The sequence below is a fragment of the Paucilactobacillus vaccinostercus DSM 20634 genome (assembly GCF_001436295.1).
GTDB classification, from domain to species: Bacteria; Bacillota; Bacilli; order Lactobacillales; family Lactobacillaceae; genus Paucilactobacillus; species Paucilactobacillus vaccinostercus.
Genome location: NZ_AYYY01000025.1, coordinates 146,246 through 166,973 on the forward strand (window position 1 = coordinate 146,246; position 20,728 = coordinate 166,973).

19 protein-coding genes, 1 tRNA gene and 1 pseudogene are annotated in these 20,728 nt (G+C 45.5%); 8 read left to right on the plus strand and 13 right to left on the minus strand.

The window, feature by feature from the left end:
* Nucleotides 1-3 precede the first annotated feature (3 nt).
* The 3 genes from FC26_RS05965 to FC26_RS05975 all read right to left on the minus strand — a co-directional run bounded on the left by FC26_RS05965 (nt 4) and on the right by FC26_RS05975 (nt 2,131).
* Nucleotides 4-321: a hypothetical protein gene (locus FC26_RS05965; protein WP_057778721.1), complete on the minus strand. Its 318-nt coding sequence runs from the start codon at nt 319-321 to the stop codon at nt 4-6.
* Nucleotides 322-694: 373 nt separating this feature from the next.
* Complete coding sequence (locus FC26_RS05970) at nt 695-1,402, minus strand: VIT1/CCC1 transporter family protein (protein ID WP_057778722.1); 708 nt, start codon at nt 1,400-1,402, stop codon at nt 695-697.
* A 42-nt stretch (nt 1,403-1,444) separates the two neighbouring features.
* The gene (locus FC26_RS05975) at nt 1,445-2,131 is read right to left on the minus strand and encodes a VIT1/CCC1 transporter family protein (RefSeq protein ID WP_057778725.1); all 687 of its coding nucleotides are present in this window, start codon (nt 2,129-2,131) and stop codon (nt 1,445-1,447) included.
* 221 nt (nt 2,132-2,352) lie between these two features.
* Between FC26_RS05975 and FC26_RS05980 the strand changes: the two genes are divergently transcribed.
* The gene (locus FC26_RS05980; protein WP_057778727.1) at nt 2,353-2,814 is read left to right on the plus strand and encodes a Fur family transcriptional regulator; all 462 of its coding nucleotides are present in this window, start codon (nt 2,353-2,355) and stop codon (nt 2,812-2,814) included.
* A gap of 58 nt (nt 2,815-2,872) precedes the next feature.
* Here the strand turns inward: FC26_RS05980 and rnjA are convergent.
* Nucleotides 2,873-4,558 (minus strand): annotated as a pseudogene (rnjA, locus tag FC26_RS05985) (ribonuclease J1); the annotation flags it as partial.
* A gap of 293 nt (nt 4,559-4,851) precedes the next feature.
* Entirely contained in the window at nt 4,852-5,292 is a 441-nt protein-coding gene (locus tag FC26_RS05990; protein WP_057778729.1) for a MerR family transcriptional regulator, read from the minus strand.
* 251 nt (nt 5,293-5,543) lie between these two features.
* Here FC26_RS05990 and FC26_RS05995 point away from each other — a divergent pair, with 251 nt between their 5' ends.
* A complete protein-coding gene (locus tag FC26_RS05995) occupies nt 5,544-6,977 on the plus strand; it encodes an MDR family MFS transporter (protein ID WP_057779088.1) in 1,434 nt (477 codons plus the stop codon).
* A complete protein-coding gene (locus FC26_RS06000; protein ID WP_057778731.1) occupies nt 6,977-7,699 on the plus strand; it encodes a DUF4811 domain-containing protein in 723 nt (240 codons plus the stop codon). The genes FC26_RS05995 and FC26_RS06000 overlap by 1 nt, the downstream gene beginning before the upstream one ends.
* 376 nt (nt 7,700-8,075) lie before the next feature.
* Here FC26_RS06000 and FC26_RS06005 read toward each other — a convergent pair whose 3' ends face one another.
* On the minus strand, nt 8,076-8,954 hold the full coding sequence (locus FC26_RS06005; RefSeq protein ID WP_057778733.1) for an RluA family pseudouridine synthase: 879 nt from the start codon (nt 8,952-8,954) through the stop codon (nt 8,076-8,078).
* Nucleotides 8,955-9,056: 102 nt separating this feature from the next.
* Between FC26_RS06005 and FC26_RS06010 the strand changes: the two genes are divergently transcribed.
* Nucleotides 9,057-9,698: an SDR family oxidoreductase gene (locus tag FC26_RS06010; RefSeq protein ID WP_057778735.1), complete on the plus strand. Its 642-nt coding sequence runs from the start codon at nt 9,057-9,059 to the stop codon at nt 9,696-9,698.
* Between the two features lie 156 nt (nt 9,699-9,854).
* A complete protein-coding gene (locus tag FC26_RS06015) occupies nt 9,855-10,367 on the plus strand; it encodes a hypothetical protein (protein ID WP_157061083.1) in 513 nt (170 codons plus the stop codon).
* Between the two features lie 78 nt (nt 10,368-10,445).
* Here FC26_RS06015 and FC26_RS06020 read toward each other — a convergent pair whose 3' ends face one another.
* From FC26_RS06020 to FC26_RS06045, 6 genes are all read right to left on the minus strand, one after another.
* Nucleotides 10,446-11,420 carry a beta-galactosidase small subunit gene (locus tag FC26_RS06020; RefSeq protein ID WP_057778739.1) on the minus strand — a complete coding sequence of 325 codons (975 nt, stop codon included), beginning with the start codon at nt 11,418-11,420 and terminating at the stop codon, nt 10,446-10,448.
* Nucleotides 11,404-13,290: a glycoside hydrolase family 2 TIM barrel-domain containing protein gene (locus FC26_RS06025; RefSeq protein WP_057778741.1), complete on the minus strand. Its 1,887-nt coding sequence runs from the start codon at nt 13,288-13,290 to the stop codon at nt 11,404-11,406. The genes FC26_RS06020 and FC26_RS06025 overlap by 17 nt, the downstream gene beginning before the upstream one ends.
* Nucleotides 13,291-13,391: 101 nt before the next feature.
* Nucleotides 13,392-14,732, minus strand: a complete 1,341-nt coding sequence (locus FC26_RS06030; RefSeq protein ID WP_083483764.1) for an MATE family efflux transporter — start codon at nt 14,730-14,732, stop codon at nt 13,392-13,394.
* Nucleotides 14,733-14,861: 129 nt separating this feature from the next.
* A tRNA-Asp gene (locus FC26_RS06035) sits at nt 14,862-14,935 on the minus strand.
* Between the two features lie 89 nt (nt 14,936-15,024).
* Complete coding sequence (locus FC26_RS06040; protein ID WP_057778745.1) at nt 15,025-15,750, minus strand: SDR family NAD(P)-dependent oxidoreductase; 726 nt, start codon at nt 15,748-15,750, stop codon at nt 15,025-15,027.
* Nucleotides 15,751-15,765: 15 nt separating this feature from the next.
* On the minus strand, nt 15,766-16,329 hold the full coding sequence (locus tag FC26_RS06045) for a cysteine hydrolase family protein (RefSeq protein WP_057778746.1): 564 nt from the start codon (nt 16,327-16,329) through the stop codon (nt 15,766-15,768).
* A 227-nt stretch (nt 16,330-16,556) separates the two neighbouring features.
* Here FC26_RS06045 and FC26_RS06050 point away from each other — a divergent pair, with 227 nt between their 5' ends.
* The 3 genes from FC26_RS06050 to FC26_RS06060 all read left to right on the plus strand — a co-directional run bounded on the left by FC26_RS06050 (nt 16,557) and on the right by FC26_RS06060 (nt 20,213).
* Nucleotides 16,557-17,978 carry a DHA2 family efflux MFS transporter permease subunit gene (locus FC26_RS06050; RefSeq protein WP_057778748.1) on the plus strand — a complete coding sequence of 474 codons (1,422 nt, stop codon included), beginning with the start codon at nt 16,557-16,559 and terminating at the stop codon, nt 17,976-17,978.
* Between the two features lie 127 nt (nt 17,979-18,105).
* On the plus strand, nt 18,106-18,642 hold the full coding sequence (locus FC26_RS06055) for a PadR family transcriptional regulator (RefSeq protein WP_057778750.1): 537 nt from the start codon (nt 18,106-18,108) through the stop codon (nt 18,640-18,642).
* Nucleotides 18,643-18,659: 17 nt separating this feature from the next.
* On the plus strand, nt 18,660-20,213 hold the full coding sequence (locus tag FC26_RS06060; RefSeq protein WP_057778752.1) for an MFS transporter: 1,554 nt from the start codon (nt 18,660-18,662) through the stop codon (nt 20,211-20,213).
* A 43-nt stretch (nt 20,214-20,256) separates the two neighbouring features.
* Here the strand turns inward: FC26_RS06060 and FC26_RS06065 are convergent, their stop codons facing one another.
* Nucleotides 20,257-20,727, minus strand: a complete 471-nt coding sequence (locus FC26_RS06065; RefSeq protein ID WP_057778754.1) for a glutathione peroxidase — start codon at nt 20,725-20,727, stop codon at nt 20,257-20,259.
* Nucleotide 20,728 lies beyond the last annotated feature (1 nt).

The following is a 20,728-nucleotide window of genomic DNA, read 5'->3' on the forward strand; positions in this document are numbered from 1 at the left end:
ATGCTATTTATGTTTATTTTCTGCGGCACTGATTTCAATTCCTTCACTAATACTAGTCATCAAATTAACCACAAACTGATAGCGTCGACTTTCCTTATGCCGATTCAGTCCATCAATCGCATAATCTAAGGCGGTATCAAAGACATCTCGATCACATTGATACGTGATAATCACCTCACGGGTTAGTTTGACAATATCTCCTTGCGAAAACAGTTCATGATGGACGTTACTTCGGTCTAAATAAAATATGAGTTGCTCGATATGCTCAATCAATTCATTTTGGTTGGGCACAATTTCATTATCAATGCACGGTTTTAGCATACTTACACCCCAAGACTTACCTTATTTTTTGCGTTTACTCATTAAGAAAATAAAAGGCCAACCCGCAAAAATAGGTTCGCCTTCTATTGAAACCTGGTTTTGGATATGCGTAGTCACCCGAAGGCTTTCAGACATAGATGCACTCAGTTTCATAAGTGCACCTATATTGTGACATTATTTTTAAATATATGCAATATTAAATTAAAACTATTTGAATAAAAATTTAATTTACAAAATATTTTTATTTGGCTTTCCTAACTTTATGTATCTGCCTATTGATAAATTACGAATTTTAGCTAAAAAAACACCTTTTCAACCTTTCAGCTAATCTATTAACCAGCTGGTAGTTTGAAAAGGCCTCTTTTAATTTTTTTTACAACATCGTCCCAACGTAGTAGTGAATGCACATTGTCACAATTCCAACGATCACGTTCCGAATAATCGCCGTTTTTGTCAGTCCATCACCCAGTTTAGCACTGAGATAACCGGTTAATGCCACCGATAAAATCACGGCAATAATCGTCCCCGGCCACTGAATTGAAACGGGGAGCATAGTCATTGCCACCAGTGGAAAGATCCCACCTGAAGATGCGGATACAAGTGACGAAAAGGCGGCATTCCATGGGTTCATATAGTGTCCCAATTCCAGCCCATACTTGATCCGGACAATGGTCTCCAAAGCATTTTTCTTCATCAACTCTTGTGCAATTTTAATGGATGTTGTTTCCGAAACACCTCTCATGACATAGTAAGTCGCAACCGTCTGCAACTCATCTTCAAAATTAGTTTTTAATAATTGCTTTTCACTTTCAACGGCTGCTTTTTCAGTATCCTTTTGTGAACTAACCGACGCATATTCACCAGATGCCATCGAAAACGCACAGGCTAACAAGTCTGAAAGACCTGCAATCATGATCGTAAATTGATTGGTGGTGGCCACGGCGACAGAAAATAATACCCCAACAACGGTTAAAATGCCATCATTCGCACCTAGAACACCAGCGCGTAACGTATTGGAACGTTCAGCCATTGTCATTTTGTTCTTTTTCGGTTTTCTTGTTAACCCTTTTAAACTATCCATGTTTTTAACTTCCATCTTTTATGCCTGACTTTCTCTTACATGCTATGCAAATAGTGATCCAATTAAAAACGTAATCGCCATTGTTAACAATCCGGAAATCACATTTCTCATCACGGCCTTCGTTTTATTCGCATTTCCGAGTGCTGCTGCCGTGCTTCCTGTAATTGCCAACGCGATCACGACCGCTGCGAACGTTGCCATAACCCGAATTTGAGGATCAAATAATGTAATTGCTAGTAGCGGTAATAGTGACCCAATTGGAAATGAAATCATTGACGCAATGGCAGCTGAAAACGCACTGGTTTTTACCTTGGGATCGAACCCATATCGCTCCCGGGTCGCAATGTCCAGTGAATCCTTAGACAGCATTTCCTTCGTCGCCTGTTTTGATAGCGCCTCTGAAATGCCGGTAGCCATATACTTGTTTTTAATAAACTCGAATTCACCCTGATAATCATCATCCAGCGCCTGCGCTTCTTTCGCAATTGCGCGTTTCTCAGTATCACGTTGTGTGCTAACCGAAACCCATTCGCCCATGGCCATTGAAATTGTACCCGCCAACATGCCCGCAATGCCGGCCAGAAAAATCGCGTAGGAACTCGCATTAGCACCCGCAACCCCAATAACAATCCCAGCGACGGATAAAATACCGTCATTGGCCCCCATGACGCTGGCACGCATCACGTTGATTTTGGCCGCTAAACTCATTTTTTGCTTTGCCTGTTCCATCATTTTTCTCCCTTGTTTAGAATCATTCTCAATTAACTTTCATACTGAGTATAATAATCTAAGCACCAAATGTAAAGAGATCTCGATGATTTAATCAATTTCTAATTAAAAAACTATAATCTTATTTAGAATTGTTACAAATAATTGAACTACTAGTAATTGACGTTCAAACGTGCTTTAATGTGGGTAGTCATTTGGTTAATAATGAAAGGAATTCAATTATGGGCTCTACTGATATTAATGAACAAACTAAAGCGGTTCTCAAAAAATATCACCTGCGGGTGACTGAACAGCGGCAAATTATTATTTCATACCTCGCAAGTCATCATAATCATCCGTCTGTTGAAATGATCCGCGAAGGATTAATCAAAAAGAATGTTAAATTGGGACCGGCCACCATCTACAATACTTTGAATACGTTCGTTGATCATGGCATTGTCATTGAACTAAAAAATGGTGACGGTAGCACCCACTACGACTACTTTGAAAATCATCACTATCATGCAATTTGTACCCACTGTGGCAAAATTGCCGACATCAATTTTCCCGAATTTAACCGCATTGAACATGAACTTGAAACCAAAGCAGCCGAGCAAGCTGGCTACTTGATGACCGGTAATCACTTTGAAGTTTATGGCATCTGTCCAGCCTGCCAAGCCAAGCTTCGCATCAAAGCCAAATAAAAAAGCAGTTTGCGTCAACTAATACTGACACAAACTGCTTTTTTATTTAGTCCTTATCGTTTACGATCGTGACCATTGGAATAATGACTGGCCGCCGACCGGTTTTAGCATAGAGTAATTTTTGTAACCGACTAACGATAGTCCGGTTCAAGACCCGTTCGTCAATCTTCTTTCGGTTCTTGAACGTATTCAAGATGGCCCAGAAGACTTCATGATTAGCTGCCTTAATCAGATCTTGTGACTCGTGCATGTAAACAAAGCCCCGCGAAACAATATCTGGTCCGGCCACAATCTGATGGTTCTTCAGATCAATAACCGCAATAGCTGTTACAACCCCTTCTTCAGAAAGTAGACGACGTTCCCGAATTTCAGGATTTCCAACACTGTCACCAACGTCACGACCATCAATGTACACATCTCCAGCATCGATATGATCCGCTACCCGCGCTGAATCCTTAGTCAATGCCAGCACGTCACCGTTAGCCAGAATAAAGCTGTTTTCTAGTGGCACACCTGTCATTTCGGCAAGATGCGTATGAATTTTCTGCATCCGGTACTCCCCGTGAACTGGGGCAAAATACTTCGGCTTCATCAAGCGTAGCATGAACTCTTCATCAATTTGACCACCGTGACCAGACGTATGGATATTATTGACATAGCCGTGAATAACATTGGCGCCCGCTTCATCCAACTTATTGATTAGCTGGTTCACACTAATCGTGTTCCCCGGAATTGGATTACTTGAGAAGACCACCGTATCATCTGGTTGAATCGTAATCTGGCGGTGAGTTCCGTTGGCAATTCGACTTAGCGCCGCCATTGGTTCCCCCTGAGACCCCGTACACATGATCAAAACTTTTTCTGGGGGATATGAATTAATTTCATTAGGATCAATTAGGTAATCTTCGGGAATATTTAAGTATCCCAATTCTTGCCCGGCACCGATCGCATTTTCCATGCTTCGCCCAAAGACGGCAATCTTACGTCCCTGCTTAATAGCCGCATCCGACGCTTCACGCAACCGATACACGTTAGACGCAAAGGAAGCAAAAATAATTCGACCCTTAATTTTTTCAAAAATGCGACGAATGTGTAAGTCAACCCACTGTTCCGACTTCGTAAACTCTGGCCGTTCGGCGTTCGTACTATCAGAAGTCAGTAATAGAACGCCGTCATCCCCAAGTTTTGCCATCTTTTGTAGATTAGGGGAAGGTAACCCGCCAACTGGTGTCAAATCAAACTTGAAGTCCCCGGTTTGAATAATCGTCCCTTGTGGTGTGTGAATCGCAACACCCAACGTATCCGGGATGGAGTGCGTCGTCCGGAAGAAACTAACTGACAACTTCTTAAACTTCAACACCGTGTCTTCGCTCACTTCATGTAGTTCAGCAGACCGTAATAGGTGCTTTTCTTCCAATTTACCTTTAATTAACGACAATGCAAAGGGGCCCGAATAGATCGGTGCCTTTACTTGTTGGAGGAAGAATGGCAGGCCACCAATATGATCTTCATGTCCATGGGTGATCACAATGGCTTTGATTTTATCCTGATTTTCAACGAGATATGAGAAGTCTTGGATCACATAATCGACCCCTAACAGCTCATCTTCTGGGAAAAGCACCCCACAATCGATGACAATGATTTCATCTTGGAATTGGACACAGTACATGTTCTTTCCGATTTCACCAAGGCCACCCATTGCGTAAAATGCCACTTCATTATTATTAACTTTTAACTTTCGCATAGTTCTCCTATTTCCTTTTCTAATTTCTATGTAAGTTGCGCTACCAGTTGCTTGCTTTATAAATAGAAAACATGACATTCAAAAAATGCCTAGCATTCACCCATTGGCTTCAAACTTATTGGTGCTATTAAGTTGTGATACTCGATCATACTCTCTATTTATCCGTACACGATTAAACCTTTCAATCATTGTACCACAGATTGTCCATAATATGTAAAAAAGGCTTTAGCTCCCCGAATTAGTTAAAGCCCTTGAAGTTTTCAATTAGAAAGCGTATATTTTGTGATTGTCTGTCAATCACAGGAATCCACAAGGTGCAGCTTTGTTTCCCCCTCTTCAATCACAGCAATCACTGACTGATGTGGCGCTTCACATACTGATCCCAAATTAATGGCGGGATTCCCCTCATATTCTTCGAGTTCACGGAATCGGTCAACCGCTACTTTGCTGACTAAATCCATAATTTCCTTATGTCGATCCGCTTTTTTTACGGCCATTGTCAGGGTAAATCCTTCATCTAGGTAATGACGAATCAAATGTACCTTACCAAGCATCATTAATGAATACTTGTGGTTTTGACCTTCATCATTTTGCGTGGACTGAATATATCCCTTTTGTTCCCAATACCGAATTTTACTTTGGGAAACGCCCGTCACCTTTGCGAGGTCGCCAATCCCGAGTTGGAGTTTGTGCTTGCCAAACAAGCCGCGCAATTCTTCTGGTAGACTACTCATGCTAGTCACTCCTTTCATTATATATGACACTATTTTTCATGAAAACGTTGTCAAAAAATATAGAATGTTCCCGTATTCTCTCGATAAAGTATATATTTTTTAATTTCTTTGTCAAGTTATTTGACAAAATGAAAACAAAGGATTATATTTGAACGCATGCGAAATTAATTCGAAATATAAGAAAAGAGGTTTTTTTGTTGAACAAAGCTAACCAAGCTGTCGACGTCAACGGCAAACCCTACAACCGGACAATGCTCATTGTCTTATTATTAGTTGGGGTTTTCTGTACCGTCTTAAATCAAACTATTTTAACAACTGCCTTCCCTGCTTTAATGAAGGCCTTTGATATTTCTACTTCTACTGTTCAGTGGCTTACAACTGGCTTCCTGATGGTCAACGGAATCATGATTCCAATCAGTGCTTTCCTAAGTAGTAAGTTTCCAACGAAATGGCTCTACATTATTGCAATGGCAATTTTTGAAGTCGGAACTGTTTTAGCGTGGACCGCACCTAACTTTGGTGTTTTGTTAGCCGGTCGACTTGTTCAAGCCGTTGGTGTTGGTATTTCAATGCCACTGCTTCAAACAATCATGCTGACAATTTTCCCTGCTGAAAAGCGTGGTTCTGCCATGGGGATGGCCGGGATCGTCATCGGTCTTGCACCTGCCCTTGGTCCAACGCTGTCTGGGTGGGTTATTGATAACTTTACCTGGCGTGACCTGTTCGGAATGATCGTGCCAATTATGGCCGTCGTGATTATTGGTAGCTTCTTCTTTATGAAGAACGTTATCGAAACTTCAAATCCAAAACTGGATATTCTATCAATTATTCTTTCAACTGTCGGTTTTGGTGGCTTACTTTACGGATTCTCATCCGTTGGTGACAAGGGCTGGACAGATCCAGTCGTTATTTCCACAATTTTAATCGGGGTTGTCGTTATTATTTTGTTCGTTTGGCGTCAACTACGTGTCGAACATCCATTCTTGGAAGTTCGCGTTTTCAAGTCATTTGAATTTACTATCTCCGCAGTCCTGAGCTCGATTGTTATGATGGCCATGGTCGGCGTTGAAATGGTTGTTCCACTGTACTTACAAATCATTCACGGCATGTCCGCCTTCCATTCTGGACTAACACTACTTGCTGGTGCCTTGATGATGGGTGTGATGAGTCCTGTTACTGGGACGTTGTTCGATAAATACGGCGCTCGTCGTTTAGCAATGTGCGGGATGTTTCTTCTGACAGTCGCTACTTTGCCATTCGTCTTCCTGTCACGGAACACACCAACCATTTATATCGTCTTCTTGTACGCCGTACGGATGTTTGGGATTTCCATGGTCATGATGCCCGTTACCACTTCTGGGATGAACGCTCTACCAATTAGTATGATTTCTCACGGAACGGCTGCTAACAATACCATTCGTCAAGTAGCCACTTCCGTTGGGACTGCCCTCTTGGTATCAGTGCTCACAAACGTTACTAAGAACAACATGCCAGGTAAGAGTCTACTTCACGCAACACCATTTGAATACAAGGTTAAGGCACTCAACGCAACAATGGATGGCTATCAATCAGCATTCTGGATTGCAGTCGGCTTTAGCGTTCTTGGCTTCATTTGTACTTTCCTGCTGACTCACAAAAAGCCAGCCACTCAAGATATTACGACTAATGAAGGAGGCGCTGAATAATGATTTTAATCTTACTTGTTATCGGAGCCCTCTGCTTCTTCTTAGCGTTCATGTTTACGAACCGGGCTGCCACCCGGGCCCTTGCACTCCTGATTTCCGGTGTCGTATTAATCGGTTCAATTGTGCTGATGGTTGCTAACTACCATGAACACTACGGTATGAAAAAGGTCACAACAACGACCACCCAAAAGATCTACTCCGCTTCAGGATCATCTTCAATGAACATGGCCCTATACAAGCAGGTGGGAACTTCTGGTAAAAACAACGTCTATATTTACGACGTCAAAGAAAACCAAAAGACGCCCAGCCATACTAAGGCTGACGAATATACAACAAACCACGTTAACTGGACTAATAAAGCCAACGCAACATTGACCACTAAGGTCACCCGTTGGGAATACAAGAGCGACTTTTACTCATTGCTCTTCAAGTGGTCTGGCATGGACGGTACCATGGTCAAACGGGTTTACACTTTCAACCTACCAAAGACCTGGGTTAAACTCAGCACGACACAAGCCGCAAAACTTCAAAAATTGATGGGTAGTAGCACTGCTAAGGCACAAATGGCTACGCAAGCTAAAGCTTACATTACCGCCAAGGTCCAAGCAGCGATGATGAAGAACCCTCAAATGACCGAAGTTCAACGGGCTAAAGTGACCCAACAGGCACAGGCTGAGTTCCAAGCACAAGCCCTTAAAAAGGCTGTTGCACAGCTTAACTAGTTTTACTTAATTAATTATTATCAAAACATGCCCCATCTAGCCGCTTGGTTGCGCAGCCGGATGGGGCATGTTTTTTGTTTGGTGCCTAATTTAGCGACGACCATCAGCGAAAAAGGGCCTCGGATCACAGTACTTCCTGACGAAGCATGTGATCCGAGGCCCTTTTTAGGCTGTTTCTATTAGTTACCGATTAGTGCAACTTAATCTAACTGAAAAAACTTTCTAAGTAAGCAATTGAGCTTACTATGTCGATAGCGTTTCTTCATTCAAATCCACCCTTCAACCATTGGCGTTACCGTCACACTTCATTGAATGAACGCCCCATCCAATTACTCTAGTAATACTTTATCATATTAATTCACCAAATTCATCACTTTTAGTGCTTTAGAATTTGCTGCATATCTGCGGGCAACGGGCTTTCAAAATGCAACGTCCGCCGACTAAACGGATCCTTAAACGTGAGCGAGGTCGCGTGAAGGGCCTGACGGGCGATTAAGTCTTGTGGTCCACCATAGAGTTCATCCCCTAGTAAGGGATGGCCCAAGGCCGCTAGGTGGACTCTAATTTGATGGGTTCGTCCAGTATGGAGCCGGACTCTGATAAGCGTCCACTGTGCAGTGGTTTGCTCACACCAATATTCAGTTTGCGCCGCTTGCCCGTCGGTTGTTATCATCCGCTTTGGTGAATCAGCGACCCGCCCAATGGGCCGATCAATGATGTCGTGATCGGGGGTTAGCTGCCCACTGACAATCGCGAGGTAGCGCTTATCAATCTCATGATTTTGTACCTGACTCGCAATCATGCTATGCGCCACCCGGTGTTTGGCAATCAGCACTAGCCCAGATGTAAATCGATCCAAGCGTGACACCAGATGGGGCCGTAAGTCATCGGCGCCCTGCTCCATCAGGTAGCCCTTTATCCGGTTCAACAGCGTATCCGTTTGATTCGTTGGTCCGGGAATCGATGATAAACCAGCCGGCTTATCGACCACCAGCCAATGCTCGTCCTCGTACACCACCGTAATGGGTTGATGATTCACCTGAACCGCTGGATCGCCCGGCTCAGGATTCACAATAATCGTTAATTGCGCCCCGCTCGGCACTAGCGCTGTCGGGGCTACTGTTTGACCATTAATTAAAAACTGTCCCTGTCCATGCTTAATATCACTAATCAGGCGGTGTCCCATTCCGAGCGCCTGTAAAAATGGTTTTATTTTTTCGGGTTGATTTCCTTGATTTGTCCACGTATATCGCATGATACGCTCCTTAATTGACTCATTTGCGAGAAGAATTAGTTGCTTTTTTTAACTGTCAGTATTAAAGTTACAATTGAAAGATAACGAAAGGGATGGAATATTATGACAAACGTATTAATTCTTGGTGCTGCTGGGCACATTGCCCGCCATGCAGAGGCTGATCTCTTGAAAAACTCACAGGCCCATCTCACCTACTTTTTGAGAAATGCCGGTCGGCTGACGATCACAGATGCCAGTCGGGAGACGCGCATAGAAGGTGATGTCACCGACGCGAATGCACTCAGTGCGGCCATGGCCGGGATTGACATTGTCTATGCTAATCTAAGTGGGCGTAACATTGAACAACTGGCTCAAGATGTGGTCACCGCAATGGATCACAACCAAGTCAAACGCCTGATTTGGATTTCCACACTTGGCATTTATGATGAAGTACCTGGGGCCTATGGTCGGTGGAATCATCAAATGCTCGACGGTGGCTACCTAGAAACGTATGGTGCTGCTGCAACCGTGATTGAGAATTCAGACCTTGATTATACCATCATTCGTCCCGCCTGGTTAACCAATCATGACGAAGTCGATTATGAAACCACTCAAAAAGGTGAAGCCTTCAAGGGAACCGAGGTCTCTCGTAAAAGTATTGGCGCCCTCGTTAGCCATCTGGTGACCCATCCGGATAAAGCCGTTCGGGGATCACTTGGAGTTAACAAACCAAACACCGACGGACCAAAACCAGCTTGGTACTAATTCCATTAGCGCACGATCATCATGATGATGATCGTGTTTTTTTATACATTAATCTAATGTTATGAATGATATTCGTTGAATATAATCAACTCTTTTCGTTATGATAGAGGTAATCCCGTCACTACCCTATTTATAGCAATCAGAAAGGATTCGCTCATGATGAAAAGAATTTTAACACTGCTACTGATTAGCTTTATCGTCACCCTGACGCTGATCGCTTGTGGGCAGCAGAACTCACGCTCATCAGAACCATCTTCCAGCAGTCAGTCCGACTCATCGGTCACATCAACCAGTCAGTCGTCCCAATCACAAGCCACCAGTTTAACCGACGATAACACCACCGTTGCGACTAACTGGCAGTTTGACGCGTTTACCATTACAAAAATAGCAGCTGAAAAAGACGATGGTGAGCTAGAACTTGAAATTCATTGGCAAAACACAAGTGCTCAGTCGGCTTCGTTTAATGACCTGGTCAAAGTCACCGTTAAACAAAATGATCAGGTTCTCAGTCCGACCGATACCGACGATACCAATGACGTCTTAGCTCATTCTCGCACCAACGATATCGACTTGAGTTACCACCTCACCAACACCAGTACCCCCGTTACCGTCACCGTAACACCAGCCGGTACTGATACTAGTAAGACTGTCACTCTTAACTTACAATAACCAAATAAATAGTGGCGAGGCGAAACTCACGTTTTTACCCCGTCACTATTGATTTCTCTAAATTTTAATCGTTGAACATTAACCCCGTGGCGAGGCCACTGGTCCTTCGATGATGACACTAACTTCATGATCCTCATCACTGGCAATATGGTAGGGCGCTTCCACATCAGCCCCCCAGCTATCGATGCCCCCCACACCGCGAACAGCACCAAAAATGGTCAACACTGTGCGCCGAGCAACCGGCAGTTCTTCAATATGCGTCGCATTTTCTAGTTCACTGGGCGTGTACGGCAGACAACTAAACGCAAATGGCGATTGGTCCTGCCGAATCGTGAGTTCAAAGGGGGACGTGTCGGTATCTGCATTATTCAGCGTAGTCTCTCGTGTTACCCGCAACCACTGCGTTGCCATATGCATCCCACATTCCTGAGGGACCATATATGGCGTAACTGGTAATCCGGCAACATGATACGTGCCAGCAACACCGCCCGCCATGCGGTCTGGATAAGTTTCACCCGACAATCCCTGATAGTCAAACCCAGTTGCCAATGTCGGGGTACACAATCGAATGCCAAACGCCGGCAATTCAGGTAATCCAGCAACTCCCCGATATCGACTCCGAACAACTAATTGTCCGTCCGCACCGACATGGTAGCTGATCGTAACCGTGGTACTGGGAACTGTCGGTGTCGTGTACGTAAATTGGACATCGACGGACTGTGCCGTTTCTATCGCCGAATACTGATTATTGACCGGTGCAATCGGCAATTCAATTGCGTGACCGTCGACTTTAACAGCGATCGCGGTACAGGCACTGAAGAGATCGGCGCCAAGCCACTGCGCGCTCTTTAGTGAAAACCCATTGCCACGATCATTATCAGTCGTTGCTCGCCAAAACGCTGGTTGAGGGACCCGGTAAAGCCACTCCTTACCATTTTGAACCAACGATTCCAGACCACCACGATCGTAGGCGAACAAATACCGAAAATTCGATCCACTTACGCCTAACGTCACATCACCATAAACAAGCTTTAATTTAGTCCCGGCGTCCATAATAGTAGCTCACCTCCTGCAGTGCTGGCTTGGGAGTTCGATCGGCAAATAAAAGGCCATCCCCCGAAAATTCGTAATCCGAATGGCGATCATCAAAATCGCCACCATATCTTAAGACTTGATTCCCCGTTACCTCATCTTGACACCAAAGTGCCTGATCGATAAAGTCCCAGATGAACCCGCCCTGATACATCGGATACCGATCAATCAAGGCATCATAACTGGCCATTCCACCTAGTGAGTTTCCCATGTCATGCATGTATTCACAATTAATGAAGGGTTTTTGCGGGTCATTTTCAAGGTAGGCCGCAATTGCCGCCGGGGGATCGTACATCATGCTTTCCATATCTGAAATACGATCTTCATACGCTCGATTACGGCAAACGCCCTCGTAATGCGTGAGACGGGTCGGATCAGCGTCATGATAATAACGGTCCATCGCGGCAATATCATCACCTGCGTAAGATTCATTTCCCAGTGACCAAAATAAAATTGCAGGATGGTTTTTGAACATTTGATAGTTGCTCCGGGCCCGATCAAGTACTGCGGCCTGCCATTGAGGCAAACTTCCCGGTACATTGTAAGACGGCTCTACTACTCCCATCTTTTGCCAGGTTCCATGCGTCTCCAAATTATTTTCCGCCATCATATAAATCCCATTTCGATCGCAGAGCGTGTACCACGCAACCTGATCTGGATAGTGACAAGTCCGGACGGCATTAATGTGATACTTGTGAAACACCTGCATATCACTATGCATATCGGCCAGCGTGACCGCCCGTCCCCGATGAGCATCCCACTCATGCCGGTTAACTCCGTTGATAATAAGGCGCTGCCCGTTGAGGATCATCACTCGATTCTGCAACACCAACCGCCGAAATCCCACCACGTAGGGAACGACCTCAACTAACTGATCGTGATCATCGAACAGTTCGATCTGGAGGCGATACAAATAGGGGTCTTGGTGAGACCAAAGACGTGGTGCGGCGACGGTGGTCTGTACCGTCACTGTCCGAGCTAGCGCTTGGTCCTGCGACCAAATTGACTCATTTTCTGCATTTAACAGTTGTAGCCGCATGTGTCCCGTCACGTGGTGTAACGCCGACAGCGTGGTCTCAACTTGAAGATGACCATGCTTAAGTGTGCCATCTACCGTTGCTCGAATGGTTAAATCCTCGACGTGCAATGCCGGCTTTGCAACTAGCCGAACACTGCGAAAAATGCCAGAGAACCGAAACATATCCTGATCTTCTAGGAAAGCAGCCGTACTATGCTTGAAGACTTCCACGGCCAGTAGATTATCTCCGGGGTGAATATAGGGCGTCAAGTCGAACTCTGACCGGCTAAAACTGTCTTCAGCATAGCCGACAAACTGCCCATTTAGCCAAACAAACATCGCCTGTTCAACGCCATCAAATTCAATGGCAATTCGATGATTGACCAGTGTTTGATTAAGCTCGAAGTGCTTCACATAGGCCCCAACTGTATTCTCCGGATCGGTGCTAAACATCCCTCGTTCACGTTTTTCGGCACCCATGGCGTATGCCGGCCGTCGGTAATGTTTGCCTTCCCATGGATAGGCGGTATTAATGTAGTGAATTTGCCCGTATCCGGCTAATTCAATGTGTCCCGGCACCTCAATATCATGAAATGTACTCCGATCAGTATCTGGTTGATAAAAGTCCCGTGGCCGGTGCATCGGATCTTTGGCAAAGGCAAACTGCCAAGGACCATCCAAGCTCTGAACCAAGCTACTGTGCTGCTGATCGGCTTCCGCAACGGTCGCATACCCCCGATGATCACTATGCGCGGGTACCTGATTAACCCGAAAAGTTTCCGGATCGTCTAGCCAAGTTAAATCTGCATCCAAGCGAGTCCCTCCTTCATCTAAAACGATTACATTATACACCCAAATCACCGGACTAAAAAAAGCATCTCAGCTAAGCCAGATGCTTTTATCTATTCATTGAATTACCAGTTTCGGATAGCCCGTCCGTTAGGGCCAAAATCTTTATAGTACAACCACAGGCCAATACCAGCGGTGATCACATCGGCAATGGGCTGTGATACAATGACCCCCTGATAACCGAAAAGATTGGCCACAATGAAGATCACGATCACAAAAACAACACCCTGCCGTGAAATTGACATCACAAAGGCATCCAAGGGTTGGTTGACCGACTGAAACATCGTGGTAAACACCATCGAAATACCGATAAACGGTGTCGTCAGGAGGAACCAGCGTAGCATGTAGCTGGCCGACCGCACCACGTCTTGATCCTTCATGAATAGCCCACATAGCAATGGCGCCACGGCAATTAAAACCAGTGCGATTGCAAACGCAAAACCGGCATTAACCAAAATATCAAAGCGAATAATTTTTTTGAGGCGTTCTTTATTTTTGGCGCCGTAATTATACCCAATCAACGCCTGTGACCCAAAACAAAAGCCAACTAGCACCATCGTCACGATGGTTTCTACCTTGGTTGCAATTCCAAAACCGGCGACCTTGCTGGCCCCATAACCAATTAAGAAATTATTCATTAACGCCGTTCCCAGCATCATCATAAAGTTTGTCACGGAGGCCGGAATACCGATCATCAAAACATCTTTAATTTCAATTGTCGGAATCTTCATCCGGTGCACATGAATATGGATATAGCGCGTCCGTCGAATCATATACCCAATCAAAATTGAATCGGTGACCAAGTACCCCACCACGGTAGCTAAGGCAGCCCCCGCCGCTCCCAAATGAAAGCCGAAGATAAACAGCGGATCAAGAAAAATCTTTAACACCGTCCCCGTAGCCGTCCCAATCATGGATTCCGTTGCCAATCCTTCCGTCCGGAGCGTGTTAATGGGAACCAACGAAACAATAATCAAAATACCGGCTGCAGCCATAATCTCGTAATAAACAGCAGCATACTGATAGGTCGCCGCCGTCACCCCTAACCAGCCAAGAACCTGCGTCTTGAAAATAAACAGGCCCGCCGTCACGATTACGGCCAACACAACAGCTGCGTAAAAACAAAAACTATTCACCCGGCCGGCGAGATCGTACTTTTTCTGACCAAGGAGCCGCGAAATGGCAGAGCTCCCACCTAATCCAAACATATCACCAAGGGCGATCATCATTGAAAACAGGGGCGTACATAGTGTAATCCCCGCCACTAGGTTGGCATTTTGCGTCTGCGCAACAAAGAATGTGTCCGTCAAATTATAAATCATGGATACCACGGTTCCTAGGACCACTGGTAGTGCCAACTTGAAGTACGCTTTATGTATTGGTGCCTTTTCAAATAACTCTAAAATATGATCACCCTCCGCTTATCAACAACATGGATTATAATACCATAGTTTCTGATGCCAATTGAACCATTGGCATGACAAAAAGCGACCAAATTCACCACAATTGGTAAACTTGATCGCTTCATCTATATACGGTCCGTACGAGACTCGAACTCGTGATCTCCTGCGTGACAGGCAGGCGTCCTAACCAGCTAGACCAACGGACCAATTCAAGCACAAAAACTACTATACTGGAATTTGTCCATGGCGTCAACGAAAAGTTGAAGAAAATAAGTTGGTAAGCGCCGATTTTTATCTATACGACCGAAATACCACCGTCTACGTTGATTACCTGTCCCGTCACAAATTGGTTTGTCATCACAAATAAGTATGCACTCGCTACTTCGTCAACTTGTGCCACGCGTTGAAGTGGAATCTGGGCCGTCATGTTAGCCTGGCTCTGCGTTAACTGTTCCGCATCCAAATCACGCCATAGTCCGGTCGGTGTCCAAGTTGGTGCCACCGCATTAACTCGAATCTGTGGCGCGGCTTCAACGGCCATCCCCGCGACCATCGTATTGATCGCTTGATTGCCAATGATGGCGCCCGAGGCATCATACGGGTGACCACCGGTGCCACTCGTCAACGTTAAGCTACCATGATCCCGAATGTAGGGCACCACCAGCTGACTTAATTTCAAATTCACAAAAAACTTTTGTTCAACAGCGTGGTAAATCTCCTCGTAAGATGCCGTCAGGAAACCGCCACCCATTGCGCCGCCGAGCATGGAAATCACGTGGTCAACCTGCCCTAACTGTTTTAAATAGGGAGCTAACTGATCTGGGTCGCTTGCATCCAATACAGCTCCTTCCACGCGATCACTCACGCGTTTCAACGTTGTCACCGCTTCAGCCACGCGTTGCTGATGGCGTCCGACAATCCTCACCGTCGCGCCTTGGCGCAAACTCATCTGGGCCGCCTGAAATCCAAATCCTGACGCACCACCAAAAATTAAAACTAACTGACCCTCTAACTGTGTCACAAATTTATGCCTCCATTAATCAGTAATCTCAGCGCCTAGCACGCTCTTAAAGTGTCCGATTCCCCATTGCTGCCCCGCCTCGTTGAGCGCTGCAACCGCAGTTTGTGGAACCGTGATTCGATAGTTTAAATTATACGCGTCCACGGCCGTATGGAGCACACAAATATCGGTACAAACGCCTGTTAAAATTACATGATTGATCTGCCGTGACCGTAGATCAATGTCTAAACTAGTCCCAGCAAACGCACTATACCGCGTCTTATCCATCATCCAAACCCGGTCATCATGTTGATGTTGCGTATACCAATCAGCAAGGGGGCCATAAAACTCACGTCCCCAGGTTCCACGGACATTATGACTCGGAAACAACTTTGTTTCTGGATGGTACGGATCATTAGGGGTGTGCACGTCGGTCGGTAAAATCACCCAACCACCCGCTGCCAACGTTTGATCGGCTAACGTAATCATCCGATTGGCCATTACCTGCCCCGGTTGACCACAGGTTAGGGCCCCCTGATCAGCAACAAAATCATTCGTATAATCAATCATTAGTAAGGCATCTTGACGACTCAATTTCATCAACTCCATTATTTTAATTGGCTAAAGCTTACCATCTTCATGCTCATTTGTCATGTCTTGACACCATTCATTACACAACAATTCCGTTATATAGTAGATTACGGAATCGTTTTCATACATATTTTCATGTTTTGGCAAGAAAAAACTTACGAGAAAAAATTTTTTGTGCTAATGTAATCACTTGTCTGGGAAAGAACATAAGTCAAATAAAGGAGCTTTATATTTTTATGGATACAACAAGTACAAAACAAGAACAAGTCGCCTCAGCCGCTGTGCCAGTCGCCCATCCATTCTTAGCAATGTTTGGGATGCTCATTGGTGGCTTTGTCGGCATGCTCAGTGAAACTTCACTGAACATCGCACTACCAAGCCTGATGGCACAACTCCACATTGCCGTGGGAACTGCTCAATGGCTCGTCACGGGCTACATGCTCATCATCGGGATCGTATTACCCCTTTCGAGTTTGCTCACTCGGTGGTTTACAACCCGTCAATTAATTATCTTTGCCCTTCTTGATTTCACAGTGGGCGCGATTATTTCGGCACTGGCACCAAGTTTTGCAATTCTATTGATTGGTCGAATGATCCAGGGAATCGCTACTGGATTAATTCTGCCACTCATGTTTACCGTCGCAACTTTGATTTACCCTCCTTACAAATTAGGTGCGGCCATGGGAATGATCGGGCTAGTTATCATGTTTGCCCCAGCCATCGGCCCAACACTATCAGGGATTATTTTAGGTAAATTAAACTGGCACTGGATTTTCTGGGCATTTGTCCCATTCTTACTCATTGGCCTCGCATTTGCGCTGAAGTATCTGCCAAACGTTGCCCAAATCACGAAACCTAAAATCGATGGTTTCTCAATTCTTCTCTCAACGCTAGGATTCGGTGGCCTAGTAACTGCCGTCAGCATGGCTAGTGACTACGGCTGGTCATCTCCAATCGTTTTAGGTCTACTAATCGTTGCATTGCTCATCTTGGCAGTCTACGTTCGTCGGCAACTCACATCATCCAACGCCATTTTAAACTTTAAGGTTTTCAAACGACGGAACTTCCGGATTGGGGCCGTTCTCGTCATGATCGACTTCGGGATTATCCTTTCATCAATGTACCTACTTCCAATGTTCTGGCAAAATGGGTTGGCTATTCCCGTTGCCTTAACTGGGATCGTCATGCTTCCGGGTGGGGTCGTGAACGCCATCTTCTCCGCCATTTCAGGACGAATGACAGAACAACATAGTACGCGGATGCTCGCTGTCCTCGGTTTTGGGATTGTGATCATTGCCGTGATCATGTTGCTATTAGCCTCATCAACATCCCCAATGTGGTACGTGATGCTAGCCCATATTATTCTAATGATCGGCGCACCACTGGCCATGTCACCAACTCAAACATTCGGTTTGAACGCCCTTGATCAGGAAACATCCAGTGATGGCAGCACCATTATGAATACCTTCCAACAAATCATTGGCGCCGTGGCCACTGCAGTTGCCACCAGCCTGCTTGCCGTTGGTCAGCACGCTTCATCCGCTGCCGCAACAACTCGGGTCGCCTTCACTAATGGGGTTCACTTAGGCTTAATCTTTACATTGGTTCTCGCAGTGATTGCATTTTGTCTATCATTTAGAATCAAACAAGAACACTAATTTTATTTCTTCATTACCATTGAATCACGTAGATCATCGTCTACGTGATTTTTTTTGCAATTAAGATTGACAAGTAGGTCATTTTGACCTATTATTCAATAGGTCAAAAAAACATATGGAGGTTACAATGTACGAATTACTTATTTTAGGATCCTTGGCATCTCATGACATGTCGGGCTACAAACTCCGTATTATCTTACAAAATATGATGATTCCACGGCATAAGGTTTCTAACAGTGCCATCTATCCCGTCTTGAAAAAGCTCAATGAATCGGGAAAAATCGAACTGTATGATCTTACCAATAGCGCTCGGGATGAAAAAATGGCGCACCTGACAGCAAAGGGGCAGGCTCGACTGGTCGAATTGATGGCCGAACCAATTCCCATTAATTCTAAGCTTGAAGCCGTTTATCGCTGCAAGTTTCGTGCGCTCCCAGCCGTTAACGTGGTTAAGCAAACCGAGATTTTAAGCGACTATGCCGCTCTGGTCAAAGAAGATCTTAGCTGCTACGAATCTGTTAAGCAGCACCTGATTGACCATCTCAAACGGCCTCACAACGACTACCTGCAGTGGGGCATCAAAAATCTTGAGCTGAATATCATGATTTGCCAAACCAAGCTCGACTGGGTTGAAAATGAACTCACTGAACTTCAAACACACTAAAAAGAAAAGAGTCTGCTATGAAACAAAATAAATGGATTGCCTTAATCGCGATGTCACTCGGCGTTTTCATGAGTCTTTTAGACGTAACCGTCGTTAACGTTGCCTTACCTACTATGGCAAAGGATCTCGACACCACCTTTACGAATTTACAATGGGTGCTTAACATCTACACCCTGATGATCGCCGTCACCCTATTAATCATGTCCAAGTTAGGTGACATGTACGGCCGTAAAAAAATCTTTATGATTTCCATGGCCATCTTCGTCATTGCCTCGGCCGTTAACGGCGTTGCCGGATCATTGACCGTCCTCAATATTAGTCGGGGTGTTCAAGCAATTGGGGGGGCTGGCCTCAGTTCACTCTCAATGGCGTTGACCGCTTCTAACTTCCAAGGCAAGTCTCGTGGTACCGCCCTTGGTATTTTGGGATCTGTAATCGGGCTTTCAACCGCGTCCGGTCCACTGGTCGGTGGCTACTTGGTCGAACAATTTGGTTGGTCATCAATTTTCTTCGTCAACATTCCAGTGGGGATCATTGCGTTTATTCTTTCCGCCGTTTACATTAAAGAAACGCCAAGCTACGGTGAACACCAACGCATCGATATTGCGGGAATGCTTCTATCCGCTGCCACCCTATTTTCGTTAATTTTTGGTCTGATTCAAAAGGAAAATCACGCCCAATGGGGGTGGAATGACATCCGCATTTACGGCTGGTTAGTTGCCGCCGTTGTCTTACTAGTCATTTTCATTTTGGTCGAAAAACGAATCACCTCACCAATGATGAACCTCGATATGTTTAAGCAACGACACTTTGTTGGCGCCGCCCTAGTGGCCCTCGCACTGGGAATGGGGATCTATGCCTTCTACGCCTTTCTCACTGCCCTGATGCAAAATTACATCGGTTATACGTCCCTGCAAACGGGGATTCGACAACTCACTATCAGTATGTGGTCCCTCATTTTAGGTCCCGTGACTGGGATTTTAGGCAATCGGTTCTCTAAAAAATGGTTAATCAGTATTAGCATGGTAATCGGGGGTCTCGGCTTCATCTTGATTGACCGGGCCCTTAGCCCGACCATTTCATTCGTTGACATGTGGCCTGGCATGGTGCTGCTTGGGATCATGAACGGGATGGTTAACCCCCTCATTAACAGCGCTGGGATGGAAGGCGTTAAAATGCACGAAATGGGAATGGCTTCCGGCTTACTGAATGTTTTCCGACAATTAGGAACCACCCTCGGCGTCGTAGTCTTGGGGCTTGTCCAAACTAGTCGCTACGAAACTTACCTTAACGGTCATATGAGCCAAGTCGGCATGCCCACCGCCATGGCAAGTAAATTACATGCGGCCCTCGTCGATGCCGGTCCCTTTTCGGGTCACGCCATCGCCTACAACGACCGTCTGAATGGTCTCCCATTTACCAGCCAGTTTCGTCATATGGTGGTCACGGCCTACGATCACGGCATGTCCGGAACCGTCTTAACTTCAGCAGGGATTGTCATTGCCGGTGGTATTCTAGCCGCGATTTTGATGAAGACCCAGTTTGAATCAGAGGAAATCAAAGCGCACTAACCAAAAAGTCTCCGCAACATTGCTGTTTGCGAAGACTTTTTTACTATAGTAAGCGTTCAATATCATCCGCCATCTTCAACGGATTGGTCTTGGGCGCAAAGCGTTTGACCACCCGGCCCTCACGATCCACTAAAAACTTAGTGAAATTCCACTTAATCGCCGATCCAAGGGTCCCAGGGGCCTGTTGTTTCAAAAACTCAAATAATGGTAGGGCATCCTTTCCGTTCACGTCATGCAAGGCGTGCATTGGAAAACTCACCCCGTACGTCATCCGACAAGCCTGTGCCGCCTCGGCCCCGTCCGCCAGTTCCTGGTGAAATTGGTTGGATGGGAATCCCAACACGACAAGGCCCTGCTCTCGATACGTTTCGTAGAGCTGTTCTAACTGGGCAAATTGTGGTGCAAAACCACACTTCGTCGCGGTATTGACAATTACGAGCGGATGACCCGCATACTGTGCCATCGTTTCTTCATCACCATTTTCGCGTGTTACCCGATAATCATAAATCGTCATC